The 25,539-nt window shown below is 71.2% G+C and carries 22 protein-coding genes and 1 tRNA gene; 7 read left to right on the top strand and 16 right to left on the bottom strand.

The window, feature by feature from the left end; translation table 11 throughout:
- Positions 1–2 precede the first annotated feature (2 nt).
- From RIN75_RS21515 to RIN75_RS21545, 7 genes are all read right to left on the bottom strand, one after another.
- Positions 3–1,691 carry an NAD(P)/FAD-dependent oxidoreductase gene (locus RIN75_RS21515; protein ID WP_309113787.1) on the bottom strand — a complete coding sequence of 563 codons (1,689 nt, stop codon included), beginning with the start codon at positions 1,689–1,691 and terminating at the stop codon, positions 3–5.
- Entirely contained in the window at positions 1,691–2,710 is a 1,020-nt protein-coding gene (locus RIN75_RS21520; protein ID WP_309113788.1) for a TauD/TfdA family dioxygenase, read from the bottom strand. The genes RIN75_RS21515 and RIN75_RS21520 overlap by 1 nt, the downstream gene beginning before the upstream one ends.
- Before the next feature lie 89 nt (positions 2,711–2,799).
- Positions 2,800–5,463 (bottom strand): condensation domain-containing protein, encoded by a 2,664-nt coding sequence (locus RIN75_RS21525; protein WP_309113789.1) that lies wholly within the window; start codon positions 5,461–5,463, stop codon positions 2,800–2,802.
- A complete protein-coding gene (locus RIN75_RS21530) occupies positions 5,460–7,178 on the bottom strand; it encodes a non-ribosomal peptide synthetase (protein WP_309113790.1) in 1,719 nt (572 codons plus the stop codon). The genes RIN75_RS21525 and RIN75_RS21530 overlap by 4 nt, the downstream gene beginning before the upstream one ends.
- A gap of 5 nt (positions 7,179–7,183) precedes the next feature.
- Complete coding sequence (locus RIN75_RS21535; RefSeq protein WP_309113791.1) at positions 7,184–7,996, bottom strand: hypothetical protein; 813 nt, start codon at positions 7,994–7,996, stop codon at positions 7,184–7,186.
- A gap of 32 nt (positions 7,997–8,028) precedes the next feature.
- Entirely contained in the window at positions 8,029–8,766 is a 738-nt protein-coding gene (locus RIN75_RS21540; RefSeq protein WP_309113792.1) for an ABC transporter permease, read from the bottom strand.
- The gene (locus RIN75_RS21545) at positions 8,766–9,716 is read right to left on the bottom strand and encodes an ABC transporter ATP-binding protein (protein WP_309113793.1); all 951 of its coding nucleotides are present in this window, start codon (positions 9,714–9,716) and stop codon (positions 8,766–8,768) included. Before RIN75_RS21545 ends, RIN75_RS21540 begins: the two co-directional genes overlap by 1 nt.
- 243 nt (positions 9,717–9,959) lie before the next feature.
- Here RIN75_RS21545 and RIN75_RS21550 point away from each other — a divergent pair, with 243 nt between their 5' ends.
- Genes RIN75_RS21550 through RIN75_RS21560 form a run of 3 tightly spaced genes read left to right on the top strand, consistent with a single transcriptional unit; the run spans position 9,960 to position 13,562 of the window.
- Positions 9,960–10,832 (top strand): VCBS repeat-containing protein, encoded by an 873-nt coding sequence (locus RIN75_RS21550; RefSeq protein ID WP_309113855.1) that lies wholly within the window; start codon positions 9,960–9,962, stop codon positions 10,830–10,832.
- A gap of 1 nt (position 10,833) precedes the next feature.
- Positions 10,834–12,273 (top strand): amidase, encoded by a 1,440-nt coding sequence (locus RIN75_RS21555; RefSeq protein WP_309113794.1) that lies wholly within the window; start codon positions 10,834–10,836, stop codon positions 12,271–12,273.
- On the top strand, positions 12,270–13,562 hold the full coding sequence (locus RIN75_RS21560; protein WP_309113795.1) for a cytochrome P450: 1,293 nt from the start codon (positions 12,270–12,272) through the stop codon (positions 13,560–13,562). Before RIN75_RS21555 ends, RIN75_RS21560 begins: the two co-directional genes overlap by 4 nt.
- Before the next feature lie 67 nt (positions 13,563–13,629).
- Here RIN75_RS21560 and RIN75_RS21565 read toward each other — a convergent pair whose 3' ends face one another.
- From RIN75_RS21565 to RIN75_RS21575, 3 genes are read right to left on the bottom strand one after another with little or no spacing between them, the layout of a single operon-like run.
- Positions 13,630–14,592 carry a zinc-binding dehydrogenase gene (locus RIN75_RS21565; RefSeq protein ID WP_309113796.1) on the bottom strand — a complete coding sequence of 321 codons (963 nt, stop codon included), beginning with the start codon at positions 14,590–14,592 and terminating at the stop codon, positions 13,630–13,632.
- Positions 14,593–14,636: 44 nt separating this feature from the next.
- Complete coding sequence (locus RIN75_RS21570) at positions 14,637–15,002, bottom strand: MerR family transcriptional regulator (RefSeq protein WP_309113797.1); 366 nt, start codon at positions 15,000–15,002, stop codon at positions 14,637–14,639.
- Positions 15,003–15,024: 22 nt separating this feature from the next.
- Entirely contained in the window at positions 15,025–15,813 is a 789-nt protein-coding gene (locus RIN75_RS21575; RefSeq protein ID WP_309113798.1) for an SDR family NAD(P)-dependent oxidoreductase, read from the bottom strand.
- A 102-nt stretch (positions 15,814–15,915) separates the two neighbouring features.
- Between RIN75_RS21575 and RIN75_RS21580 the strand changes: the two genes are divergently transcribed.
- On the top strand, positions 15,916–16,509 hold the full coding sequence (locus RIN75_RS21580) for a TetR/AcrR family transcriptional regulator (protein WP_309113799.1): 594 nt from the start codon (positions 15,916–15,918) through the stop codon (positions 16,507–16,509).
- A 98-nt stretch (positions 16,510–16,607) separates the two neighbouring features.
- Here the strand turns inward: RIN75_RS21580 and RIN75_RS21585 are convergent.
- Together RIN75_RS21585 and RIN75_RS21590 are read right to left on the bottom strand one after the other, a co-directional pair.
- A tRNA-Arg gene (locus RIN75_RS21585) sits at positions 16,608–16,680 on the bottom strand.
- 123 nt (positions 16,681–16,803) lie between these two features.
- Positions 16,804–17,856, bottom strand: coding sequence for a LacI family DNA-binding transcriptional regulator (locus RIN75_RS21590; RefSeq protein WP_309113800.1), 1,053 nt, complete (start codon positions 17,854–17,856; stop codon positions 16,804–16,806).
- A gap of 62 nt (positions 17,857–17,918) precedes the next feature.
- Between RIN75_RS21590 and RIN75_RS21595 the strand changes: the two genes are divergently transcribed.
- Positions 17,919–19,100: an MFS transporter gene (locus RIN75_RS21595; RefSeq protein ID WP_309113801.1), complete on the top strand. Its 1,182-nt coding sequence runs from the start codon at positions 17,919–17,921 to the stop codon at positions 19,098–19,100.
- Here RIN75_RS21595 and RIN75_RS21600 read toward each other — a convergent pair.
- Positions 19,066–19,635 carry a DUF3558 family protein gene (locus RIN75_RS21600; protein ID WP_309113802.1) on the bottom strand — a complete coding sequence of 190 codons (570 nt, stop codon included), beginning with the start codon at positions 19,633–19,635 and terminating at the stop codon, positions 19,066–19,068. The genes RIN75_RS21595 and RIN75_RS21600 overlap by 35 nt on opposite strands.
- A gap of 80 nt (positions 19,636–19,715) precedes the next feature.
- Here RIN75_RS21600 and RIN75_RS21605 point away from each other — a divergent pair, with 80 nt between their 5' ends.
- On the top strand, positions 19,716–21,668 hold the full coding sequence (locus RIN75_RS21605; protein WP_309113803.1) for a cytochrome c oxidase assembly protein: 1,953 nt from the start codon (positions 19,716–19,718) through the stop codon (positions 21,666–21,668).
- Between the two features lie 417 nt (positions 21,669–22,085).
- On the opposite strand, the gene RIN75_RS21610 is transcribed toward RIN75_RS21605, so the two are convergent.
- The 3 genes from RIN75_RS21610 to RIN75_RS21620 are packed head-to-tail and all read right to left on the bottom strand — an operon-like array spanning position 22,086 to position 24,434.
- Positions 22,086–22,886 carry an ABC transporter permease gene (locus RIN75_RS21610; protein ID WP_309113804.1) on the bottom strand — a complete coding sequence of 267 codons (801 nt, stop codon included), beginning with the start codon at positions 22,884–22,886 and terminating at the stop codon, positions 22,086–22,088.
- Positions 22,887–22,899: 13 nt separating this feature from the next.
- Positions 22,900–23,829 carry an ATP-binding cassette domain-containing protein gene (locus RIN75_RS21615; protein ID WP_309113805.1) on the bottom strand — a complete coding sequence of 310 codons (930 nt, stop codon included), beginning with the start codon at positions 23,827–23,829 and terminating at the stop codon, positions 22,900–22,902.
- Complete coding sequence (locus tag RIN75_RS21620) at positions 23,826–24,434, bottom strand: TetR/AcrR family transcriptional regulator (RefSeq protein WP_309113806.1); 609 nt, start codon at positions 24,432–24,434, stop codon at positions 23,826–23,828. The genes RIN75_RS21615 and RIN75_RS21620 overlap by 4 nt, the downstream gene beginning before the upstream one ends.
- A gap of 168 nt (positions 24,435–24,602) precedes the next feature.
- Here RIN75_RS21620 and RIN75_RS21625 point away from each other — a divergent pair, with 168 nt between their 5' ends.
- The gene (locus RIN75_RS21625) at positions 24,603–25,223 is read left to right on the top strand and encodes a single-stranded DNA-binding protein (protein WP_309113807.1); all 621 of its coding nucleotides are present in this window, start codon (positions 24,603–24,605) and stop codon (positions 25,221–25,223) included.
- Positions 25,224–25,539: the final 316 nt, after the last annotated feature.

Consider the following 25,539-nt stretch of genomic DNA (forward strand, 5'->3'; position numbering starts at 1 on the left):
CCTCACTTGGTCCTGGTGGCACGGGCGGACAGTCGGGGTTTGGAGGCGGTCAGCGGGTCCCAGTCGGGGCCGCCGGCCGTCAGCCGGCTCGGGTCGCCGAAGACCCGGCCCGCCCGGATCTCCGCGAGCAGGTCACGGCCCAGCACGGCGCTCGCCGTGCCGACGCCGCTGTTCATCACGTTGACGACGCCGTGGCAGAACACGGTCCCGGCGCCCGTCAGGTAGAGCCCGCCGATCCCGGTGACCGGGCCGGGTCGGTTGCGCCCCAGCTGGTCGATCGCGATCTCCAGGCCGTAGCTGGAACCGTGCGACGACAGCGTGAACCGCTCCTGGGTCAACGGGGTCGCTGCCTCCCGCCACACGATGTGGTCCTCGATGCCGGGGATCAGCTCGGCCGTCCGGGCGATGATCCGGTCGGTGATCTGCTCCTTGAGATCGGAGTAACCGGCCTCACCGCGATAGCTCCCGTCCGCGGCTTCCGCGAAGCTCCACAGTGGACTACCCTGTGGGACGACGGCCATGATCTCCATCGTCGAGTGGCCGGACGGGGCGCTGCGCGGGTTCCCGGGGTCCTTGACCGTGGCCGAGGTGATGAACAGCGGCAGCTCGTCGGGGAGTTCGCCGCGGTAGAGGGCCTCGTAGTAGCCGTCCACATCCGTGTCCGGGAACGTGTAGAAGTTCGTGTTCGGCATCCGGTCGGCCAGGTCGACGTCCAGCCCCAGGTACACGGTCAGCAGGGGCAGCGCCATCCGGTAGTTCGACACGCGCTCGGCCTGCCGCTCCGACAGGTGCTCGCGGCCGACCAGGTCGAGGAACGTGCGCCGGACGTCGGCGTTGGAGATGACGGTGTCGGCGCGGACGACGGCGCCGGACGCGAGCCGCACGCCGGTGGTCCGGCCGTGCTCGACGAGGATGCGCTCGACCTTGGTGTGCGTGCGCACGACACCGCCGTGCGCCTGGATCACGTCGAGCAGGTGGGCGGCGAGGACCTGACCCCCACCCCGCGGGTAGTAGGCGCCGCCTCGGATGTACTGGTCCATCGCCGCCGCGTGGACCACGGCGCTGACCCGGTTCGGCGGGGCCGCGTAGGTGGCGCTCTCGCCGGAGATGACGGCCCGGGCACGTTCACTCAGGCCGCATAATCGGTACAAAGTGGACAGGGGCCGCATGCCGAGCGTGGTGAGCACGGGCGCCCGCAAGGGGAACAGCAGAGCTTGGCGCGGCGTCGTCGGCAGACCCCGGCGCAGTTCCGCGCTCATCCGCCGCAACAGCCGCACGCATAATCGCAGCCCGCGCTCCTCGTCCGGGAACGTCTCGACCAGCCGCTCCAGGTAGCGGTCCCACCCCCGCGGCACCCGGAAGGTGAAGTCCGGGAACACCAGCGTGGTGAACCCGTCCGGGTCCATCTCCGCGAACTCGACCCGGTCGGCCAGCCCGACGCCCCGCAGGATGCCGGTCAGCAGGCCGTCCTCCTGGCAGGCGCCGATGTAGTGCACGCCCACGTCGAACTCGAACCGGCGCTGCCGGCGGAACACCTGGCTGCACCCGCCGGCCACGCGACCCTGCTCCAGGACCAGCGGCCGGACGCCGTTGGTCGCGAGGTAGGCCGCGGTGGTGAGGCCGCCGAGCCCGGAGCCCACCACCACCGCGTCCCATGCTTCACCGCGTAAATCGTCCCCCAGGACCGTCATCAATCACCTTTCGCCGACGGGGCCGGCGCCGCGCTCCCCAGCACGTGCCCGCCCTCGGGTCGGAGTTCCCGCGACCGCCGGAAGTCGCGGTGCACGAAGATCCTTTGCAGCCAACGGTCACGCCCGTCGTAGCGCGGGGTGAACTCGGTGCGGCCGTGCAGGGCCAGCCGGTTGTCCACGAACGCCAGGTCGCCGGGTTCCAGGACGAACGTGCGGCGGGCCGAGCGCAGCGCGTCGCCGAGCACCGCCATCGCCTGCTCCGCCTCGCCGTCCAGCGGGAAGGAGCTCTCGAAGTCGATGCGGATGTCCGGGTCGTCGAAGCTGCCGCCCAGGATGCCGTGCGGCTCGGGCGCGCTGCGCAGGTCGCCGAACGAGGCCGGCGGCTCGGTGAAGAACCGCGGCTCGTGCAGCACCTTGCGCACCGCCTCGGGCAGCATCGGCAGGGCGTTGCGGATGGACGCCACCTGCAGCCCGGCCACGTTGTCGTGGTCGTTGCGCAGGCAGTGCAGGCCGACGTAGTCCGGCCGGTACATGTGGAAGGCGTTCTCCACGTGCATGGACAGCATCACCGAGCCCGCGTTGCCCTGGAAGGCCTCCATGCCGGGCACGGGCACGACGTCCTGCACGAGCGCGCCGCTCTTCTCCTCCCGGAACGCGATCAGCTCGCCGAGCTGGAGCCCGATGAGCACCTGCGCGGCGGCGGGCACGGTCGACTCGCGCTGCACGGACCCCGCCACGCTCGGCGTGTCCGGCAGGTCGTCGGGCTCCACCGGCAGGTTGCGCACGAGCAGGACGCCGTCCAGGCCCGCGTCCCAGGTGAAGCGGCGGAGCATCTGCCGCAGCCGCACGGGCAGGTTGCTGGACAGCTCGCGCGCGGTCGCGAGCCACGCGGTCGAGTCCAGCTGCCGCGGCGGTCGTCCCGCGAGGTAGCGGGCGATGGTGTCGACCTCGATGTTCTCCTCACGGGTCAGGGTGATCACGCGGTCTGTGCCGTGCGTGGGCTGGACGTCGACGGTCACGCCGAGCCTCCTCTGCTCAAAGACTCTCTGGCGGCTAGCGATCGGATCGGTCAGTCGTCTTCTTCTCGGTCAGTCGTCTTCGTCGTCGGTCAGTCGTCGTCTTCGTCGTCGTCGTCGAACTCGTCGTCGTCGAAGAACGCGGAGTCGAGGTGCTCCGCGAGCTGCCTCGGCGTCGGGTTGGCGAACAGGTCGGCTAGCTGGGCGGGCAGGCCCAGCCGCTTCTTGACCTGCTGCACCAGCTGGGCGCCGAGCAGTGAGTGGCCGCCGCTCGTGAAGAAGTTCGAGTCGGCGTGCAGACCGGGCCGGTCGAGCAGCTCGGTCCAGATGGCGACGAGCGCGGCGGTCGTCTCGTCCGGGGGTTCGGCGGCGGCGGCGACGGCCGTGGACCCGGCCAGCTCCGCGAGCACCACGCGGTCCACAGTGGACGCTACGGTACGCGGGATCTTCTTCACCACCACCGGTTCGACCGTGAACGGCAGCACGGCCTTCGCGTGCTCGCGCAACCGGTCGGTCACGTCCGACTCGACGAACACGAACACAGTTCCGTCCGCGTGCGCGGCGGCGACCGGTGCGACAGCGGACAACGCCCGCTCCACGTCCGCCAGGTGAATGCGCTGCCCGGCCACCGTGACGTGGTCGGCCAACCGCCCGATGACCTCGACCGCCCCGTCCGCGTGCCGAACCGCGAGGTCCCCGGTGCGGTGGAACCGGCCGTGCAGCGGGTGCTCCCCGAACCGCACGGCGTCCAGTTCCGGCCTGCCGAGGTAGCGACCAGGCAGCGCAGGCCCGGTCGCACACAGCTCGCCGCGCACCCCAACGCCCAGCTCATAACCCGTCCCGGGCTCGGCGACGAACCCGATCGGCGGCTGCACGGCCGGCGCGGTGTCGGGGGAGACCACGACCCGACCGCCCGAGGTGAGCGCGCCCAGCACGTCGACCAGCCCGGCGGTGGTGGCCGAACTGCTCTGCCACAACGCCTTGACCTGCTCGGTCACCGCGCTCGCCAACGCCCGGTGGTTGTACTCGACACCGACCGCCTCACCACTCAGCGGGTACTCCACGTAAGCCGGGGCGTCCAGCGCGACCGAGGGCGCATCGTCCCTGGTCCCGCCACCAACGGCCGGGATGCGCACCGCACCCGGCACCGTCACCCCTTCGGCGGCCAGCACCAGACCCGCGCCGGAGTCGGCGAGCCGCGCCGCCAGGTCGGGGACCGGCTGCATCGGGTCCAGCAGCACGACCTTCGCACCCGCCGCCCACACGCCCAGCCACGCCGCCACCAGGTCCGCGCCACGCGGGGCCAACACCGCCACGGTGTCGGTCCCGACCAGGTCACGGGTGTCCAGCGCGGCGGACCACAGTTCGCCGTAGGTCACCGAGTCCGGCCCGTCCTCCACCGCGACCAGGTCCGGCTGCGCGGAGACCGTGGCATACACGGCGTCGAGCACGTGCCGCCCAACGCCCCGCCGAACCACCGGCTCGACACGGTCCGAAGCACTCAGCCGGGACAGCTCCGCCACCGGCCGCTCGACCGCCTCACCCAGCTCGACCAGCAGGGCGTCGTACCGCTCCACCAGCCGCACCACATCGGCCTCGTCGAACGCGTCCACGCAGAACGCGGCCCGGATCGTGGTCGCCTCCGGCCCCGGCATGATGAAGAACTCCAGGTCGAACCGGCTGAACCCGTTCTCCGCCATGACGTGCCGCACGGGCATCCCGGTCAGCTCGGGCGCGGCCTCGACGGTGCCCGGGACGTAGTTGAACAGGTGCCGGAAGAACGAGCTGCGCCACGACGACGGCGTGTCGCCGAGCACGGCGGGGGAGACCTGCTCCTGCGGCACGTCGGCGTGGCTGATCGCCTCCAGGAACGTGGACCGGGTCTTCTTGACCACGGCCCGGAAGTCCGCCTCGAGGTCGAGCTGGACCCGCAGCGGCAACAGGTTCGCGTGGTAGCCGATGGCGTTCATGCTCTGCTGGTCGCGAGTGTTCACCGGCGTCCCGATGACGACGTCCGAGCCCGCGCCGTGCTGGTTCAGCAGCACGTAGTAGGCGGCCAGCAGCACCACCGCCTCGGACGCCCGCAGCTCCTTCTGGAACCGCCGCGCGACCTCCCGTGCCTGGTCCGACAGTCCATGGTGGATGGTCGAAGCCCGCAGCGAAGACCCCGCGCCCGGCGGCTTGGCACACCACAGCCCGGACTCGCCGGCCCGCAACCCGTCCAGGCTCTTCCGCCAGTACGCGATGCTGCGCTCGTCGGGCTCCACCTCGGCGCGCGGCGCCACGACCTCCACCGCCGGCGTCCGACCGGCCGCGACCTCCTCGTACGCGGTCAGCAGCTCGCGCAGCAGGATCGTGGTGGACATGGCGTCGAACACCAGGTGGTGCACGACCACGCAGCACACGTCCTTGTCCCCGCTCCGCACACCGGCCCGCACCAACGGGCTGCCGTCCAGCGCGAACGGCGCCGCGATGAACGTGGTCAGGTCGGCGTCGAGACCGGCGTCCGTCACGGCGATGTCCTGCACCGGCACGTCGACGGCGGCCAGGACTTCCTTGTCCAGCGCCACGTCGTCCGCCCGGAACACGGTCCGCAGCACGTCGTGCCGTGCCACCACCGCGCCCAGCGCCCGCTCAAGGACCGCACGGTCGAACCGGCCACCGACCTCGAACGCGACGGTGACGTTGTTGACCCCGGTGCCCGGCACGAGCCGTTCCAGGAGCCACATCGCGGTTTCTTTCCGGCTGACGGTCATTCGTCCCCCTCGACGTCCGAGCACACCTCGGCGATCCGCGCCACGGTCCGGTTCTCCAGCACGTCCCGCAGCGACAGCGCGAGCCCGAGCTTGCGCGCCTCGTTGACCAGTTGGGCGGCCCCGACACTGGTGCCGCCCCGCACGAAGAAGTCGTCGTCCACACCGACCGCGGACACCCCGGAGAACCGTGCGAACAGCCCGCACAACAGCGCTTCCAACTCGTTCACCGGAGCCCGTCCCGACACCCCACCGACAGGCGCCGGCAACGCGGCCGTGTCGAGCTTCCCGTTCACCGTCAGCGGCAACTCCTCCAGCGCCACCACGGCACTGGGCACCATGTACTCGGGCAGGTTCTCCGCGAGGTCCTTGCGCACCTGCTGCACGTCGAGATCCGCCGGCACCACGTACGCCACGAGCTGCTTGACCTCGGGCACGTCCTCGCGCACAACAGCCGCCGCGTGCCGCACCTCCGGCACCCGCAGCAAAGCCGCCTCGACCTCGCCCAGCTCGATCCGGTAGCCGCGGATCTTGGTCTGGTTGTCCACCCGGCCGCAGAACTCGTACTCGCCGTCCGCGGTCGGCCGCACCCGATCACCCGACCGGTACATGCGGGTCCCGGGCGGCCCGAACGGGTCGGCCACGAACCGGCTCGCGGTCAAGGCGGGCCGGTTGAGGTAGCCGCGGGCGAGCTGGGTGCCGGAGATGTACAGCTCGCCGATCTCGCCGGGCGCGACCGGCTGGAGGTCGTCGTCCAGCACGTGGAAACCCACGCCGGGCATGGGCTGTCCGATGGGCAGCGGCCCCGGCGGGACGACGTCGTCCGGCTCGATGACGACCGTGCTGCACCCGACCGTCGTCTCGGTCGGCCCGTACTCGTTGACCACCCGCGCGCCTGGGTGCCTGCGCCGCCACGCGTCGACCGTCTCGCCGAGCAGCAGTTCGCCGCCCGCCATCAGCTCGCCGGTCGGGGACGCCTCCGCGGGCAGTGCGGTGAGCAGCGGGATGTGCGACGGCGTCACCTTGACGAACGCGGGCCGCTCCCGGCCCAGCGGTCCGGCGGCGGGCGTGCCCATCTCCTCCAACGCGCCGACGTGCACGCAGCCGCCGGTGACCAGCGGCGCGTACAGGGCGGTGACGGTGAGGTCGAACGCGAACGACGAGTGCAGCAGCGCCCGGCCGCGCACACCGGGGTAGGAGCGCACGACGTGGTCCAGGTACGTGCTGAGCTGCCGGTGCTCGATCACCACACCCTTGGGCTTGCCCGTGGACCCGGACGTGTAGATCACGTAGGCCGCGTTCCCAGGCCTCAAACCAACGGAGAACGGCTCGTCCGAGCCCTCGTCGACCAGCACTTCCCGCGCCTCCGAGGCAGGGACGGCGTGCCGGTCCTCAGGGGTCGTGAGCAGCAGCAACGGCTTCGCGTCGCCCAGCATGTGCGTCAGGCGCTGCGTCGGGTAGTCGAGGTCCAGCGGCAGGTAGGCGGCACCGGTCTTCAGGACGGCGAGGGCCGCGGTGACCACGTCGGCCGACCGGATCCCGATGGCCACCAGCCGCTCCGGCCCCGCGCCCAGCGCGGCCAGCCGGCGGGCGAGCCGGGACGACCGGGCGTCCAGCTCCGCGTAGGTCAGGGTGTGCTCGCCCCACGCCACCGCGACCGCGTCGGGGGTGCGGCGCACCTGCGCGGCGAACAGGTCGGGGAACAGGTCGCGGAACACTTGGGCTACCCCGCCATCCGCAGCGCGCCGGTCATCAGCTCGGACACGGCCGCGGCCACGTCGGGGTGGCGCAGCATCTGGTCGTGGTCGACGTCCAGCCGGATGTCCCGGGCGAACTCCGCGCCGCGCTGGGTCGAGTGCGACGAGGTGATGGCGGTCGCCCCGGCCCACAGCGGCACCGGGTCCAGCTCGGTGGCGGCGCGCAGGTAGCCGACGAAGGACGCGAAGCTGCCGCCCAGCTCGCCCCGGACGTCCTCGTCCAGGCCCAGCCGCTGCCCGGCCACGTCGATGGCGTCGCGGAAGATCCCGGCCAGCGCCGGACCGATCAGCGACAGGTCCTCGAACCCGTGCCGCTCCTGGACCGCCTGCCCGTCCGCGTGGAACTTGGTGATCTCGTCGGGGGACAGGATCGTCTTGAGCGCGTCGGCGGCGGCGTGGAAGTCCCGGTACAGCCCCACGATGTTGGGCAGCTCCGGGTCCAGCAGGATCAGCTGCGGCGCGGTGTCCTGGAACTCCGCGAGCCGGGTCGCCAGCGGTGCGGCGAACACCGCGCCCGCGCAGTAGCCGATGACGGTGTCCACGGTCCGCTCGCGCTTGCGCACGGCCTTGGCCCAGCGCTCGACGTAGTCCGCGCCGGTCATGGAGTCCTCGGCGCCCGCGGCCGGCGCGACGGTCTCCCAGATCTCGCCGGGCGCGCTCAACAAGGGGACGAGGTCGCGGAAGCACGCCTGGGTGCGGCCGGTGCTGGTGAAGTCGACGGTCAGCGTGAGCCCACCCTGCCCGCCCTTGCGCAGAATCTGCCAGGAGTTCTTCTTCACGTGGGATTCCCTTGTCGTAGCAGTGGAAGACGTCAGACGCGGGCGCTGTCCCGCACGTACCGCATGACGACCGCGGCGCCGAGCACCACGGTCCAGCCGGCCAGCACGACGGCCGCCGTGGCGCCCTTGGCGGGTTCGCCCACGGCCGCGTGGCCGATCTCGGCGAGCCAGCGGCTGGGCAGGACCGTGGACACCGCCTGCATCCACCCGGGGAACGCGACCGACGGGAACAGCGCCCCGCCGAGGATCCCCAGCAGCATGTGCGACATCGAGGTGAGCAGCTGCACGCTCTCCGCCGTCGCGATCTGCCCGATGAACACGCCCAGCAGCGCGAACGGCAGCGTTCCCGCCCAGATCCCCAGCACCAGGTGCAGCCAGCCGCCCAGCGGCAGCCGCACGCCCTCCACCAGCGCGCCGACCGCCGCCACCGCGGCGATCGCGGGCAGCGCCACCACCATCGCGGCGGAGAGCTTCGCGACCAGGTAGGACGGCGCGGACAAGGGCGTGATGCGCAACTGCCGCTGCCAGCCCGTGGACCGCTCGATCGCCACCCGCGTGCCGACGTTGAGCGCCACGAAGAACGCCCCGAACGCGGCCAGGTTGCCCATCAGGTGCTCGCGGAAGTCCACCCCGCCGCGGTCGGCGAACAGGTCGCTGAACAGGTTGGCCTGGATCAGGTACATCAGGGTGGGGAAGAGGAAAGCCATGATCCAGAACCGGCGGGCCCGCACCACCCGGCGCACCTCGAACAGCAGGAAACCGGCGTTCATCAGGCAGCCTCGTCTTCCGTCGCGGTGAGGGCCAGGAACGCCTGCTCCAGGCCGATGGAGCCGATCTCCACGTCGCGCGCCTGCGGGTGGCGGGCGAACAGCTCCCGCGCGGCGGCGTCGGAGTCGGCGCACACGAGTTCGACCCGCTTGCCGCGCGCCTCGGCGGCCATCACCCCGGGCAGCAGCCGAAGCTGCTCCAGCGTCACCCCCGGCACCTCTGCGGACAGCGACCGGCCCGCCACGACCGAGCGGATCTGCGCGACCGAGCCGTCCGCGACGACCTTGCCCCGGCGCACCAGGACCACCCGGTCGGCGAACTCCTCGGCCTCCTCCAGGTAGTGCGAGGCGAACACGACGGTGCGGCCGGTGGCGGTGAACTCGTGGATCGACGCCCAGAACACGTTGCGGGACTCGACGTCCATCGCCACGGTCGGCTCGTCCAGCACCAGCAGGCGCGGGTCGGACACCAGCGTCATGGCCAGCCGCAGGCGTTGCCGCTGGCCGCCGGACAGCGGGCCGCGGCGGTCGGCGAGGTCGGTCAGACCGGTGCGGGCCAGCACGTCGTCCACGGGGAGCGCGTGCCGGTACAGGCCCGCGGTCATGGTCAGCAGCTCGCGGATCGACACGTCGTCCAGCAGCGCGCCCTCCTGGAGCATCGCGCCCACGACGCCGCGGGTGACGGCTTCGCGCGGGGTGTGGCCGAACACGCGGATCTCGCCCGCGTCCGGGGTGGCGAGCCCGAGGACCAGGTCGACCAGGGTGGACTTGCCCGCGCCGTTGGGGCCGAGCAGCGCGACGACCTCGCCGGGCGCGATCTCCAGGTCCAGGCCGTTGACCGCGCGCACGTCGCCGTGCCGCTTGTGCAGGCCCGACACGCGGATCGCCGGCGCCGGCGGAGCCACCACGGCGAGCGCGGGCGGGGTCGCGGTGTGCCCGATTCCTTTGTCCATGTGGATTTTCCCCATTTGGGTCGGCGCGGGTGTGCGCCTATTGTTAGCAGCACCTCCCCGGTGGACGGCCGGAAATAGTGGGCGCGGGCGCGGGATGTGTGGTCGGGGTGGGTTTTTTGTGGGGTGCCAGGGGTTGCGGTAGGGGTACCCCCGGGCCGTTCGCACCGGTCATGATCAGGCCTGTTGTGGCGGTTGGGTGCGCGTTCAGGCCGCGCCCGCTCGGGGAGGTGCTGCGTGGCACGCATGAAGGGGAACGGGCACTGTCACTCGTTCAACGGTGATGGTCGAATGGACGTGATGGTCCGCGACGACGTCACCGGGGAATTGTTCGTCTTCCCGCACGGGGGCAGTTTCCAGGGCACCGGGACGTTCGGTGAGCCGGTGCTCATCGGCACCGGTTTCGACCCGCGGCGCGACCACTACCTGGTGCGCACCATCGACATCAACGGCAACGGCTACGCCGACGTCCTCGGCCTGAGCATGCGGCCGATGAACGAGCACCACGGGATCTTCCTGTACCCCAACAAGGGCGGGCTCAACGGCCTGGACACCCTGGCCGACCCGATCCGCATCTCCGGCGCCCGCGACGACAAGAAGTGGGAGACGCTGGGCATCTACGACGTGGACCTCGACGGCTGCGACGACATGTTCGGCCGGGAGCAGGACGCGGGCCACGTGGACGCGTTCTTCAACCGCCGCGAGGTCAAGGAGAACGAGACCTACGACAAGTCCGCGCACCGGCTGGTCACCGTGGACGTGGACGACTTCCCGTTCGCCATGGCCGACATCACCGGCACCGGCCGCCCGGACCTGTTGGTGCGGCGCAAGAACGGCGACCTGGACGTGTACGAGTTCGCCTTCGACGAGTCCGGCGACGGGCCGTGGTGGCGGGGCGAGGGCCGGTGGTTCACCCTCAGCCGGGGCTGGCAGCAGTACGAGATCATCACCGTCACGGACCTCGACCTCAACGGCCGCCCCGACCTGATGGGCCTGCGCGGCGACGGCACCCTGGTCGCGCACCTGAACAACGGCTGGGACCCGGCGCACCCCCAGGACACGTTCGGCGCGCCCGAGGTCGTCGCGACCGGGTGGCAGAAGTTCTCGGTGGTGAGCTGACGTGGACTCCCTGGGCACTTTCCTGCACCGCTTCCCGGAGGCTCCATCCGATGTGGACGGTCCGCTGGCCGGCGTCCGGGTGGGCGTCAAGGACATCATCGCCGTGGCCGGCGCGCCGAGCACCGCGCAGAGCGCCGTCCACGACCCGACGTGGTGGGAGGACCGGGACGCCCCGGTGGTCGCGCGGCTGCGGGCCGCCGGCGCCACCGTCGTCGGCAAGACCACCATGGCCGAGCACGCGTTGTCCCGGCCCGACCCGGACGCCGCGTTCCCGGTGCCGCGCAACCCGTGGGACCCGAACCGGTGGACCGGCGGGTCGAGCTGCGGCAGCGCGAACGGCATCCCCCTCGGGTTGTTCGACGCGGGCCTGGGCACCGACAGCAACGGCAGCATCCGCATCCCGGCCGCGCTGTGCGGGGTGACCGGCCTGAAGCCGACCCAGGGGTTGCTGCCCGCGGCGGGCATCCGGCCGTTGACCCGGTCGATGGAGACCGCCGGCCCGTTGGCGCGCACCGCCCGCGAGTGCGCCCGGCTGCTCGCCGTGATGGCCGACCGGCCCTACGAACTCTCCCGCACCCACCTCGACGACCTGTCCGGTGTGCGCGTGGGCGTGCCGTTCGACCTGGTGAAATACGCCGCCGCGCTGACCGGGGACACGTCCGCCGCCTTCGAGGCCGCGCTGGACGAGCTGCGCGCGGCGGGCGCTGACGTGGTGGACGTGCCGGCGCACGAAGGCTTCCCGCTGGTCGCCGCGCAACTGGTGACGTTGCTGGTGGAGGCGTTCGAGGTGCACGGGACGCACCTGCGGTCCCGGTGGACCGACTACGGGCGGCCGTTCCGGTGGAACGTCGCGCTGGGCGGCGTGCTGACCGCCGAGACCTACCTGCGGGCGCAGCGCGTGCGCCGGTGGGGTGCCGACGCCCTGCGCTCGCGGTTCGGCGAGGTGGACGTGATCGCCACCCCGACGTGGCCCGCCGGCGCGCCGCGCTACGACGACGCCGCCGGCCTCCAGACGATCTCGTGGCTGCCCAGCGTGTGGAGCGCGGTCGGTTTCCCCGCTCTGGCAATGCCCATGGGCTTCGACGCCGCCGGGATGCCGCTGTCCCTGCAACTGGCCGCCGCGCCGGGCCAGGACTTCGAGCTGGCCGCGATCGCCGACGTCTACCAGCGCCGGACCGACTGGCACGACCGCCCGGTGCCTTCGTTCCCGGCGGGGGAGTGGGCTCCCGTCGCCGCCCCCGAAGCGCCCACCGACACCGTGGACCCCAACGCCCGCAAGTGGCTGGCCGACGCGTTCGGCGAGCTGGAACTCCCCGTCGGCGACGCCGACCTCGACCAGATCGCGATGACGTGGTCCAAGGTCACCGCACTCACGGCCGTGCTGCCGGAACCACCGGTGGACGTCGAGCCGTTCCACGCCGATTTCAGGAGAAACCGATGAGCGCCATACCCGGGCCGGCCGGCCACCCGTTGCTGGGCGTGGTGCCCGCGTTCGTCGCGGACCTGCTGGGCACGTTGGAGAGCACGTTCGCCGAGCACGGCGACCTCGTGGCGTACCGGTTCGGGCCGTCGTGGGCCGGGCGGACGGTGTACGGGGCGTTCCACCCGGACGACGTAACCCGCGCCATGACCGACCCGGAGGTGTTCGGCCGCGACACGGCCGGGTTCAAGGTGATCCGGGAGAGCATCGGCGACGGCCTGCTCACGCTCGACGGCGAAACGTGGAAGCGCCACCGCAAGCTCGTGCAGCAGCTCTTCACGCACCGCCGAGTCATGGGCTACACGACGTTGATGGCCGAGGAAGCGGCCAAGATCGTGGACGACCCGTCACTCCGCTCCGGCACGGTGGACCTGCACGACCTGATGCAGCGCTACACCCTCCGGGTCGTCGGCCGCGCCCTGTTCGGCGACGCCATCGACGACGTGGTCGAGGAACTCCAGGAACTGGTGCAGCAACTGGGCGAGACCTCCACCGCCCGGCGCCTGCAACTGTTCACCCTGCCGCTGTCCCTGCCGACCCCGCGCAACCGCAAGCTCCGCGACATCCGCCGCAGGCTGTTCGCGATCACCGACCGCGTCCTGGCCCTGCCGGCCCGTCCGGACGCCGACGACCTCCTGACCCGCCTGCGCACCGCCCGTGACGCGGACACCGGTATCGGCTTGTCGGAGCAGGAGATCCGCGACGAGGTCCTGGGCTTCCTGTTGGCAGGCCACGAAACCACCGCCGGCGCCCTCACGTTCACCCTGCACGAGCTGGGCCGCCGCCCCGACATCCAGTCGGACATCGCCCTGTCCCTGGACGACACCCTGGTCCGGGCGACCATCCAGGAAGGCATGCGCCTGTACCCGCCGGCGCACAGCACCGAGCGGATCACCTTGGTGGACACCACCATCGCGGGTCACCGGGTGCCCGCGGGCTCGCAGATCCTGATCTCCCCGTGGGTCACCCACCGCCACCCGGACTTCTGGTCGAACCCCACCACGTTCGACCCGTACCGGTTCATGAACGGCGGCCCGACCCACCGCTACGCGTACATCCCGTTCGGCGGGGGCGCGAGGGCGTGCATCGGCATGCAGTTCGCCATGATGGAGTCGACGATCCTCCTGAAAACACTCCTCAACTCTTTCCGCTTCGACACCACAGCCCACACCCTGTCGGTGAACCCGTTGCTGACCCTCCGCCCGAACGGACCCGTCCGGGCCACAGCCAACTCCCTCCAACCCGTGTAAGCCGCCCCCCTCGGCGTGCACGGCCGGTGGCCCTCGGGAACCCCCTCCCGAGGGCCACCGCTCGTTGTCAGGGCCTCAACGCCAACTTCCCCACAGTCCGCCCCGCCGCCAACTCGCTCAACACAGTCGGCCCCTCACTCAGGTCATAAACGGCGGGCTCACCCGGCAGATACACCCCCGCGTCCCGCAAGGTCTCCAGCTCCCGCATCACCTCGGCATAAACCTCCGGCGCCTCCTGCGCCATGCTGCCGATGTGCAGCCCCATCACCTGCACCTGGTGCTTGAACACCAACTCCCAGTTGCTGATTGCGGCCTCGCCACCCGCGGCCCCGAACACCACCACCCGCCCGGTAACCCGCCGAGCCGCCGCCAGACTCCGCCGGAACGCGTCCCCACCCACAGACTCAAGCACCAGATCAACGCCCCTCACCCCCTCGACCTCGCCGTACTCAAGCACCCGATCCGCCCCCGCCGCCATCACCACGTCGTGCTTCTGCTCGGAGGCCGTCCCGATCACCTCTGCCCCGTAGTACTTGGCGATCTTCACCGCGGCCTGCCCGACCCCACCCGCCGCGGCCTGCACCAACACCGTCTCCCCACTGCGAAGCCGCCCCAGGGCCCGCAGCGCCGCCAACGCGGTCCCCCAGTTCAACACCAACCCCAACGCCTGCTCCGCCCGCCACCCCTCAGGCACCGGAGCCACCCCGGCAGCCGGCATCACCACAAACTCGGCAAACGCCCCACTCCCAGCCCCCACGACCAAGTCCCCAACCCCAACCCCCCGAACCCCGTCCCCGACCTCCACCACTTCACCCGCAGCCTCAAACCCGGCCAGGTAGGGCGCGGCCGGCCCGCCGTCATACACCCCCCGCGACTGCATGACATCAGCGAAGTTGACCCCAGCCGCGCCGACCCGAACCAGCACCTCCCCACCCCCGGGGGAAGGCACGTCCACCTCGACCAGCCTCAGATCCGAAGGCCCGTCCCAAGACTCCTGCCGCAACGCCCGCATGGTCTTCCGCTCGCTCATGCGACCGACGCTAAAACCCTCACGCAAGCGTCATGGTCAAGCCTTCAAGCCGACCTGCGCACCGCGGCGTCCAAGTACGCGTTCAACGCATCCCGATTCCGCGTGAGACACCGAATCCGCCGCTCCAGCGCATCCCGATGCGCGGCGACCTCGTCCAACATGTGCTCGCACGGCACCTCAGGCATCAGTTCCCCAGGTCCGTCGAGGTAGGGCAGCACGTCCCGGATGATCCGCGTGGGCAACCCGGCCTCGATCAACCCCCGGATCTGCCGAACCACCTCGACATCCCGTTCCTCGAAGCACCGGTACCCGTTCTCCGCCCGAGAGGGCCGAACCAGCCCTTCCTCCTCGTAGTACCGCAACGCCCGCACACTGACCCCGGCAACCCGAGCAAGATCCCCAATCCGCACGCTCACAAGCTAACCCGCTGCTTCATGCGGACTTCATCGCACCACCATGCACGGTCCAGTTCGACCCGATGGCACTGGGCATGGTCGGCGAGGCGAGCAACACGACCGCACGGGCGATCTCGTCCGGGTCGATCAGGTCGCCGGTCACCATGCCGACCTGCTGGGGCAGGGTCGCGACCAGGTCGCTGAACTCGAGGCCCATCTGCGCGGCGACGTGTGCGACGTACCCGTCCTCACCCAGCAGGAGTTCGGTCCGCGTGGCGCTGGGGGAGACGGCGTTGACCCGAACCCCCATCCGCCCCGCCGCCTCGGCGAGCCCACGCGTGAAGGCGTTGAGCGCAGCCTTGGCCGCCGCGTAGGGCAGCGGCGCGGTGTGCGGGTCGCGGGCGCTGCTGGAGCTGATGTTGATGACGGCCCCTCGTGCCTCGGCCAGTGCGGGTAGTGCGGCCCGCGTAGTGCGCACGGCCGCGTTGAGGTTCAGGTCGAACACCTCCCTCCAAGCGTCATCGTCACCACTGAATGGATCCCCCAGCATCCCGTCCGCCCGGTTACCTCCACCCGCGTTGTTGACCAACACATCAAGCCGCGCGTCCAGCGCCAGCACGGCCTCCAACACCCGCCCCGGCCCGTCCACCGTCGACAGATCAGCCGGGATGAACACGGCACCCGTGCTCTCCAACTCAGCCGTAGAGCGACGCGCCGTGGCAACAACCGACGCCCCCTCCGCCAAGAACGACCTGACGATCGCCAGCCCGATCCCCTTGCTGGCCCCCGTGACCAACACCCGCTTGCCGTCCAGCCCCAGATCCATGACACCCTCCTAGGTCCCCCTAACTGATACACACCTGTCGCACTTACCGCAACAAGTGAGACTGCGGTGTATCATTTGTGTCGGGTTGGAGGGAGGCCCCGATTGACCACGCCCGCCGCGCGCCGACTACGAGCAGACGCGGAGCACAACACCGCCCGCATCCTCGCCGCCGCCGAGGAGGTGCTGGCCGCGGATCCGGCCGCGTCCCTGGAACGCATCGGCGAGGCAGCCGGCCTGACCCGAGCCACCGTCCACCGCCGCTTCGCCTCCCGCCAGGCGCTGCTGGACGCGCTCACCGAGCAACTCAACCAGCGCTACCTCAGCGCCCTGGCCCAGTCGAAGGTCGGCAACCCACCCCCACTGGTGGCCTTCCGCCGCCTAACCGAAATCGTCTTCGACCTGAAGGTCAGCCACCGCTACGCGATGGACCTGGTAAGCGCCCAAGACAACTGCCGCTCCGCCCTGAGCCCCGAGGTAGCGGCAGGCCTGGAGGAGATCTTCGCCCAACTCCGCGAGTCCGGCGAAATCACCGCCACCAGCCCGGCTTGGTGCCGCCAGGTCTACCTGGCCCTCCTGAACGAGGTCCACGAACTCCCGGACGACACCACAGACCTAGTCGAGGCCGGAAGGTCCAGGGCCGAACTGGTGGTCCGGGCCGTGGTGGGAGCACTGGGCGGTCCACGCCGGCATCCCTGAGGCCGGTCTCAAGCCACAGCAGGTTGCGGAAACCCCTGGACAAAGGCTGGGCCGATCTTGGTGGAGATCGGCACCCAGCGGTACTACCAGCGCAAGAGCGCCCCCGGCAGGATTCGAACCTGCGACCTCGGGATTAGAAGTCCCTCGCTCTCTCCACTGAGCTACGGAGGCTTGAGGGCAGCGACCACACGCAGTAGCAGGGTAGCTGCCCCATCGGACACATCGTCCGGAAGGCGCGGACCGTTTCGTCCAGGCACCAGAAGAGTGATCAAGACGGCCTAAAAGTGAGGTGGATCACTCCGGTGGGGCTGTCGAGTCGCGCTCCACGAGCGAGACCGGCAGTCTGGACGGCTCGCCTGGTCTACCGCCGTCCAGCAGCCGCAGGGCCAACTCACCCGCGCGCCGCCCCTTCTCCGTCAAGGGTTGACGGACAGTAGTCAGCGGTGGGTCCGAGTACTGCGCGAACGGGACGTCGTCGAAGCCCACCAGGGACACGTCCTGCGGCACCCGCAACCCCAGCTCGTGCGCGGCCTGGAGGGCGCCGAAGGCCAGCTCGTCCGACGCGCACAACAACGCAGTCGGGCGCACGGCAGAACGCAGCAGTGAACGGGCCGCCGTCCGGCCCAGGTCGCGGCGGCTGCCGGGCACCTCGAACACCGGGCACGGCCCGACCACCGAGAGGTAGCCCGCCACCCGGTCCCGGCTCACCCGGAACACCCCCGACGCCTGCCGGGACGGGCTCGCCAAGCCGGTGAAGCCGTCCGGCTGCAGCCCGAACGTGATCACGCCGAACCGGGTGTGCCCCAGCCCACGCAGATGCGCAGCCGCCATCCGAGCGCCACCCTCGTCGTCCACTTCGACCCGAGCGGTGTTGCTCAGCACAGGCTGGTCGATCACCACCAGCGGCAGGCCGCGGGCGCGGACGGCGTCCAGAGCCGGCGCGTTGTCGGGCAGGGAGTAGGCGACGACCACGTCCGCGGCGGCCCGCGCGACGGTCGACGGACGAGGTCCGCCGGTCTCGTTGCCGGGCATCAGCACCAGGCAGTGGTCGTGGCCATCCACGGTCGAAGCCAAGCCGTCCAGCACGATGGACGCCGCCGGGTCGGAGAACGCCGCCGACAGCTGCTGCCCGAGCATGAACCCCACGGCCGCACTGTGCCGGGTGGCCAGGCTCCGCGCGACCGGATCAGGCCCGGCGTAACCGAGGGACGCCGCCGTCTCCAAGATCCGTTCCCGCAACGCCGCGGACAGCTGGTCCGGCCGGTTGTAAGCGTTGGAGACCGTCGCACGGGACACCCCCACCGCACTGGCGACGGTGTCGAGGGTCGGCTTCCGGGGACGGTCCACGTGCTGAGGTTAACCGGGTAATCGGTTGGACGTTCTGAAGCGCTTCAGCCACACTCGAACGCGTGTCCCGCGCAGCCGTCTTCGCCGTCTTCCTGTTCAACGGCGCCCTCTTCCTGTCCTGGGCTGCCCGGATGCCCGCGCTCGCGGCCCAGGTCGGCGCGACGGAGGGCACCCTGGGCCTCGCCCTCCTCGGCGCGAGCATCGGCCTCGCCCTGACCGCGCCCTTCGCCGCCAAGGCCTGCGCCACGCTCGGCGCGCGCAAGCTGGTGATCGCCGGCGTCGCGGTCACGGTCGTCGCCGTGCCCGCCCTCACCCTCGCCGCCACCCCGCTCCACCTGGGCCTGATCCTGTTCGTCCTGGGCTCCTGCGGCGCGACCCTCGACGTCGGCATGAACGTGGCCGCCGTCGCCGTCACCCGCGCGCTCGACCGGCCGCTGATGCCCCAGTTCCACGCGGGCTTCAGCATCGGCGGACTCCTCGGCTCGCTCGGCGCGGCCGCCGCCGCCAGCGCGGGCTGGGGCCTCGAACGCCACCTCCTCACCGCCGCCGCCATCGGCGCGGTGACGATGGCCCTGCTCATCAAGCACATCCCGGGCGCGACGGGGGAGACCGCCGAAACCGCCGAGGACCGCCGACCCGTGCTGCGCCGCCCGGTCCTGTGGCTGCTGGCCGGCATCACGCTGTTCTCCGCCATCGCCGAAGGCGCCACCTCCGACTGGTCCGCCCTGTTCTTCGTCCAGGAACGCCAGGTCAGCGAGGCCGCCGGCGCGGCGGCCTACGCCGGGTTCTCCATCGCCATGGCCATCGCCCGACTGGGTGGCGAACCCGCTCAGCGCCGCCTCGGCCCGTACCGGCTGCTCGCGGGTGGCGCGATCGTCGCCGCGACCGGCCTGGCGCTGGCCGTCGCGGTGCCCGTCCCCGCCGCCGGGTACGCGGGCTTCGCGCTGGTCGGCCTGGGTCTCGCGTTCTGCTTCCCGGTGGTCATGGACCTCGCCGGCGACGCGGGCAAGCGCGCCGACGGCACCGGCGGCGAACGCGAGATCGGCCTGGTGACGACCGTCGCCTACACCGGCTTCCTGGTCGGACCGCCGCTGGTCGGCGGCATCGCGCACGCCACCGACCTGAGCGTGTCGCTGGGCTGCGTGGCGGTGATCATCGCCCTGATCGTGCCCACGGTGTTCGCCGCGCGCGCCGCCCGGACCAGGGAACTCAACCCGCGGGGAGCCGGTTCACCGCGGCCTTGATCATGGGCTGGAGGACCGCGACCATCTGGTCCTCCTTGCCGCCGTTGAGCGACATGGCGACCAGGACGCTGCGGTTCGGGTTCACCGCCGTGGTGGTCGTGCACACGGTGGCGTTGCCGTCCCGCTCGCACAGCACCCAGGACGAGTGACCTTCCACGACCACTTCGCGGCCCTTCGGCTGCCGGTCTCGCACGTGCTCGTACTTCTGGTACAGCGCGGCCACGACGCTGCCGTCGGGCAGCACGTACTGGCACGACTCCTGGATCAGGTCGTCCTTGCGCGCCGGGTCCTTGACCAGGGACCCGACCGGCTTGAGGTCGTCGGCGCTGAGCAGCTTGCACGGGTCCACCCCGGACACCGACCGCTGCTTGGCGATCTTCGGCGCGCCGCCCGGCGACCCGGACGAGGTGGACGGCGGCGTGGACGAGGGTGTGAAACCGGCCTCGGGGAGCGCGTCGCCGTTGATGGTGTAGCTGCACCCCGAGAGGACGAGCGCGGACAGGGCCACCAGGAGCAACGTGCGGGTGCTGGTCACGACAGGCAACGGTAGCCGGTGTGATCGCCGCACGTCCGGCGGTTGGTGGTCGTGCCACCGCTCCGCCTACGCTCGGACACGTGCCCATCGACGCGCCCACCCGAACGCAGCGCACCGGTCTGATCCCCCTGCTGGTCGTCGGCACGGCCATAGCCGCGGTGGTGGCGGCGGGTCTCGCGACGCTCACCGGCGCGGACCGGGTCGGCCTGCTCGTGGTGCGGGTGCTGACCGAGTCCGCCGCGGCCGTGACGATCGGCTCACTGCTGCTGGCCGCGTTCCTCGTCCCGCCCCAGGAGAACGGCACCCTGGCCGCCGACGGCTACGCGGCGCTGCGCACGGCGGCCTGGACGGCTCTGCTGTGGACGTTGGGCGCGGTGGCGTCCGTGCCGTTCACCGTGGCCGACGCGCTGGGCCAGCCGGTGGGCGCGGTCATCGAGCCGTCCGTCCTGTTCCAGCTGGCCGGGTTCATGGAACAGGCCAAGGCGTGGATGATCACCGCCGTCGTGGTGGCGCTGCTCGCGCTGGGCTGCCGGCTGGTGCTGTCGTGGAACTGGACGGTGGTGCTGTTCCTGCTGTCCGTGTTCGCCCTGATGCCGGTGGCGGTGACCGGGCACTCCTCCGGCGGAGGCGCGCACGACGTGGCCACCAACAGCCTGCTGTACCACCTGGTGGCGGCGGCGCTGTGGGTCGGCGGGCTCATCGCGCTGCTCGCGCACGGCCGGCGCGGCGGCGCCCACCTGGGGCTCGCCACCGAGCGGTTCTCCAAGCTCGCGCTGGTGTGCTGGCTGATCATGGCGGTCTCCGGCGTCATCAACGCCAAGGTCCGGCTGCCCTGGAGCGTGCTGTTCACCAGCGAGTACGGCCTGCTCGTGCTGGGCAAGGTCGCGGCGCTGATCGTCCTGGGCGTCTTCGGCTACCTGCACCGCACCAAGAGCGTGAAGGAGGTGCAGGCGACCGGCACCGGGCGCGCGCTGCTCAAGCTCGCGGGCGTCGAGGTCCTGCTGATGTTCCTCACCCTGGGGCTGGCCGGCGCGCTGAGCCGGACGCCTCCGCCGCCCGAGGGCCGGGTGTTCCCCAGCACGGTCGAGATCCGCATCGGCTACGACCTCGCGGGCGCGCCCACGATCACCCGGCTGCTGTTCGACTGGCGGTTCGACCTGATCTTCGGCGCGGGCGCGATCGCGTTGGCAGTCGTGTACCTGCTGGGCGTGCGGCGGCTGCGCAGGCGCGGTGACGCGTGGCCGGTGGGGCGCACGATCGCGTGGGTCGCGGGCTGCCTGACCGTGCTGGTGGCAACCTCGTCCGGGATCGGCCGGTACTCGCCCGCGATGTTCAGCATCCACATGGAGAGCCACATGCTGCTCTCCATGCTCGCCCCGATCCTGCTCGTTCTGGGCGGCCCGGTGACGTTGGCGCTGCGAGCGCTGCCGGTCGCGGGCAAGGGCAACCCGCCCGGTCCGCGCGAGTGGATCCTGGCCCTGGTGCACTCCCCGGTGGCGCGGGTGCTGACCAACCCGTTCGTGGCGCTGGCGCTGTTCGTCGGGTCGTTCTACGGGCTGTACTTCTCCGGCCTGTTCGACTGGGCGCTGGACTTCCACTGGGCCCACCTGCTGATGAACCTGCACTTCATCCTGGTCGGGTACGTCTTCTACTGGCCGGTCATCGGCATCGACCCGGCGCCCAAGCGGTTGCCGCCGCTGGGCCGGCTGGGGCTGCTGTTCGCGTCCATCCCGTTCCACGCGTTCTTCGGCATCGTGCTGATGAGTTCGCAGAACGTGATCGGCGAGAACTTCTACCGCGCGCTGGCGCTGCCGTGGGTGAGTTCGCAGTTGGAGGACCAGCGGCTGGGCGGCGGCATCGCGTGGGCGGCGGGCGAGGTGCCGCTGATCGTGGTGATGGTGGCGCTGCTGGTGCAGTGGGCGCGCTCGGACGACCGGGACGCTCGGCGCGCCGACCGCAAGGCCGACGCCGACGGTGACGCGGACCTCGCCGCCTACAACGCGATGCTGCGCAAGCTGTCCGAACGGGAGTAGCGCCGGTATTCGCCGGGCGCGACAGCCCCGGGTGGGACGCGACGCCGAGCGGCTGCGCGGGCTGGGACCGTTCGAGGTGGCGACCCTGGACGATTGGGACCGCCTGACCGATGTCCTGCGGGGCTGCGACGTGGTGGTGAACTGCGTGGCCCCGTTCGAGCTGCACGGAGAGCCAGTGATTCGGGCCGCCATCGCGCCCGGTCCGCACGTCGTCCTTCTTGTTCCCCGGCGACCCAGAACCCTTCTCCGGTCGGGAAGTTCGCCCTACCGGAGATAGCCACCATTTCCCGCCACGGCTTTGGCCGAGGCGGCACGCAGGCTCACCGCTGGTGTGGCGAAACCCGGCGTGCTCGCCCCGGCCCAGGCGTTCGACGCGGTGGGCGTCCTGAACACCCTGGACATCACCTGGTCGGTCTCCTAAAGCGGCTTGCGGAAGCCCCGGACCGCGAAGATCCACCCGACCACCGCGAGCCCCGCACTAGTCACCAGCGCACCCGCCACGCCGCTCACCGGCTGCGCCAGGGCCAGCCCACGCGCCGCGTCGACGGCGTGGGTCAACGGGTTGACGTTCGCCACCGCCTGCAACCAGCCCGGCAGACCCGACACCGGCACGTAGGCGCTGGAGGCGAACATCAACGGGAACATCGCCAGGAAGCCCACGGTCTGCATCAACTCGGCGTTGCGCACCCAGGTCGCGACGGCGAGGAAGATCCAGCCCAGTCCCCACCCGACGGCCAGTGACAGGCCCAGCGCCACGGTCACGCCCGCGACCCCGCCGGCGGGGGAGAAGCCGAAGATGGTCACCGCGAACAGCAGCATCAGCACCAGCTGCGCGGCCGTGCGGACCAGGTCGGACAGGCTGCGCGCGACCAGCACCGAACCCAGTCGGATCGGCAGGGACCGGAACCGGGCCAGCACGCCGTTCTTCATGTCCGTCACCAGCCCGACGCCCGCCTGGAGCGCCGACTGCATGGCGGTGTTCACCAGGATCGCGGGCATCAGGTAGTCGATGTAGGAGACGCCGGCGGGGAAGCCCGGGGTGTTGGCGATGCCGGCAAAGATCTGGCTGAACAGGGTCAGCATGATCAGCGGTTGCAGGACGCTGAAGACGATCATCCGGGGGTCGCTGACGAGGGTGCGCAGCGACCGATGGGTCAGCACCAGGACCTGGGTGCCGAAGTCCGTGCCACGCCAGCGCGTGGCCGTGAGGGCGGTCATGGGTCTCCTCCGGTCAGGCCGCGTGCGCCGCGAGGGTCAGGTAGACGTCGTCCAGGGTCGGTTCGGCCAGGGCCAGCTCGGTGGCCTCCAGGCCCACCTCGTCCAGCGCGCGGACCACCACGGCCAGCTCGCGGGACGAGGTCACGGGCGCGGTGAGCGTGTTGAGCGCGGGCACCGGCTGCATCCCGGCGCGTTCCAGGGCGTCCTGCGCCTTGGGCACGTCCGAGACGTCGGCCAGGGTGACGGTGACGGTGCGCCGGCCGACCTGCGCCTTGAGCTCGGCGCTGGTGCCCGCGGCGACGACCTTGCCCTGGGCCAGCACGGTGATCCGGTCGGCCAGGCGGTCCGCCTCGTCCAGGTACTGGGTGGTCAGCAGGACCGTGGTCCCGTCGTCGACCAGGCGTTCCACGATCTCCCACAGGCCCAGGCGGCTGGCCGGGTCGAGGCCGGTGGTCGGTTCGTCCAGGAAGACCACCTCGGGGTGGCCGACGAGGCCCGCGGCGAGGTCGAGCCGGCGCCGCATGCCGCCCGAGTAGGTCCGGGAGGGTCGCTTGGCGGCCTCGGTGAGGTCGAAAAGCTCCAGCAGCTCGCCCGCCCGGGACTTGGCCTCCTTGGTGGACGCGCCCAGGAGGCGGGCGATGAGGACCAGGTTGTCCAGCCCGGACAGGCCCTCGTCGACGGAGGCGAACTGGCCGGTGAGCCCGATCCGGCTGCGGACCTGGTGGGCCTGGCGGACCACGTCGAAGCCGGCCACCCGGGCGGTGCCCGCGTCCGGCGGGAGCATGGTGGTGAGGACGTTGACCAGGGTGGTCTTGCCCGCGCCGTTGTGGCCGAGCAGGCCCAGGACGGTGCCCTTCGGGACGGAGACGCTCACCCCCTCCAGCGCCTTGTGCGCGCCGAACGCCTTGCCGACGTCCCTCGCCTCGATCATCAGGTCGTTCACCGGTCTCCCCTCAGTACGCCGTGCAGGAAAAGCTCCACGAGCTGGTCGGTGTCGGCGGCGGAGTCCCCGAACCCGTCGCCTTGCATGCGGTTGGTGAACACGAGGCCGAGCAGGAGCCGGGCGGCCAGGGACGCGTCGATGCGCAGGTCGTCGGCGTCCGGGCCGAACAGCCGCGCCACGCCCTCGGAGATGCGCTGCATCTCGACCGGCGGCCCTTTCTGCTTCTCGTGGTCGGGGTGGTAGCCGGAGTCGCGCAGGACGCTCATCAGCTTCCACATCCGGTCGAGGTAGCCCGAGACGGCGCTGATGGCCCATGAGAGCCGCTCCGGGAGGGTGGCCGCCTGGCGGGCGTCTTCGAGGAACCGCAGCTCGGCGTCCACGGCGAGGACGGACTTCACGCAGGTGGCGAGCAGTTCCTGCTTGTCCTTGAAGGCGCGGAAGACGGTGCCCTCCGCGATGCCCGCGGCCTTGGCGATCTGGCTTGTCGTGACGTTCGCGCCGTGGTCGTACAGCAGCGGCACGGTGGCCGCGACGATCGCCTCCCGACGGTCCTCGGGGCTCATCGCTGGGGCGCGCCTGCGCTTTTGCGTCGTGTCCTCGGCCATGCGGCCACTGTATGAGTGAGTCCTCACTCATGTCAACGAGTGAGGACTCACTCATTCAAAGTTGTCCACAGGCCCTGAGTTGTCCACAGATCCGGGTTCGACCCTTTCCGCCCTCATCAGGACTGGGGAACCTGGACTCACGAAGATCACTGGTTCCGGGAGGAAGTCATGGCTTACAACGAGACGCGCGTCACGCTGGCCGGGTCGGTGGCCAGTGAGGTCACGTGCACCAAGGTGGGCCCGGGGTACAGCCGCGCCAACTTCCGCATGCTGACCCGGGAGCGCCGTTGGGACGCCGACAACCGGGAGTGGGTCGACGGGAACCACATGTTCCTGTCGGTCACCTGCTGGCGCGACCTGGCCGACAACGTCAAGGCATCGCTGGCCAAGGACGACCCGGTCGTGGTCGCGGGCAAGCTGACGGTCAAGGAACTGCCGGAGGGCAGTCGGTACCGCCAGTTCATCGACGTCGAGGCCTACGCCGTCGGCATCGACCTGACGAAGTGCGCGGCAGCGATCACGAAGCCCCAAGCCACACCCGCCACGCCGGCACGCGGCAAGCGCCCCGCAAAACCCCCCGAACCCGACAACCCCGCCACCCCGACCCCACCCGCCCCGACCCCACCCGCCGCCGGCCCACCCACCGCCGGCCCACCCACCGCCGGCCCACCCACCGTCGCCACCCAGCGCAAGGAAGGAGAGGTCTCCCGCGCCCGCCGCAAACGCGGGTCGCCCATCGAGTCACCCCTCGAATCGCCCGCCAAGGAGGTGGACAAGGTGCCGTTCTGATCCCGAGCCGTCCCAGCCGTCCCCGAGTCGTCCCACCACCTGGACGGGGCGCGAATCCGCCGCTTGTGGAGCAGTCGGCGGCCGGTTGGCGGTGACGCTCGGCAGCGGGCCGGCGCAACCGAAGTCGTGGCCTGAGCCGTTCGGGGCATGAACGCCCGAAACGGGTCCGACCACCGGCCCAGGTTGCACAATGCCCGTCGAGTGTCGCCGTCACCGAGCTGTCGAGGAGGGAGGTCGTGGGGTCGGCGTCCGTCGGCGGGTCCCGTGCAGGCATCAGGGCTTGACACCGCACCGAGTTCGCGCATCAGGCCGGATC

The organism is Saccharothrix sp. (genome assembly GCF_031180885.1).
Lineage (GTDB): Bacteria > Actinomycetota > Actinomycetes > Mycobacteriales > Pseudonocardiaceae > Actinosynnema.

Coding starts and splice junctions, on each gene's coding strand:
- RIN75_RS21525 (WP_309113789.1), bottom strand. CDS start 5,463: ATGACCGTCAGCCGGAAAGAAACCGCGATGTGGCTCCTGGAACGGCTC.
- RIN75_RS21515 (WP_309113787.1), bottom strand. CDS start 1,691: ATGACGGTCCTGGGGGACGATTTACGCGGTGAAGCATGGGACGCGGTG.
- RIN75_RS21540 (WP_309113792.1), bottom strand. CDS start 8,766: ATGAACGCCGGTTTCCTGCTGTTCGAGGTGCGCCGGGTGGTGCGGGCC.
- RIN75_RS21550 (WP_309113855.1), top strand. CDS start 9,960: ATGAAGGGGAACGGGCACTGTCACTCGTTCAACGGTGATGGTCGAATG.
- RIN75_RS21625 (WP_309113807.1), top strand. CDS start 24,603: ATGGCTTACAACGAGACGCGCGTCACGCTGGCCGGGTCGGTGGCCAGT.
- RIN75_RS21560 (WP_309113795.1), top strand. CDS start 12,270: ATGAGCGCCATACCCGGGCCGGCCGGCCACCCGTTGCTGGGCGTGGTG.
- RIN75_RS21610 (WP_309113804.1), bottom strand. CDS start 22,886: ATGACCGCCCTCACGGCCACGCGCTGGCGTGGCACGGACTTCGGCACC.
- RIN75_RS21575 (WP_309113798.1), bottom strand. CDS start 15,813: ATGGATCTGGGGCTGGACGGCAAGCGGGTGTTGGTCACGGGGGCCAGC.
- RIN75_RS21545 (WP_309113793.1), bottom strand. CDS start 9,716: ATGGACAAAGGAATCGGGCACACCGCGACCCCGCCCGCGCTCGCCGTG.
- RIN75_RS21565 (WP_309113796.1), bottom strand. CDS start 14,592: ATGAGCGAGCGGAAGACCATGCGGGCGTTGCGGCAGGAGTCTTGGGAC.
- RIN75_RS21620 (WP_309113806.1), bottom strand. CDS start 24,434: ATGGCCGAGGACACGACGCAAAAGCGCAGGCGCGCCCCAGCGATGAGC.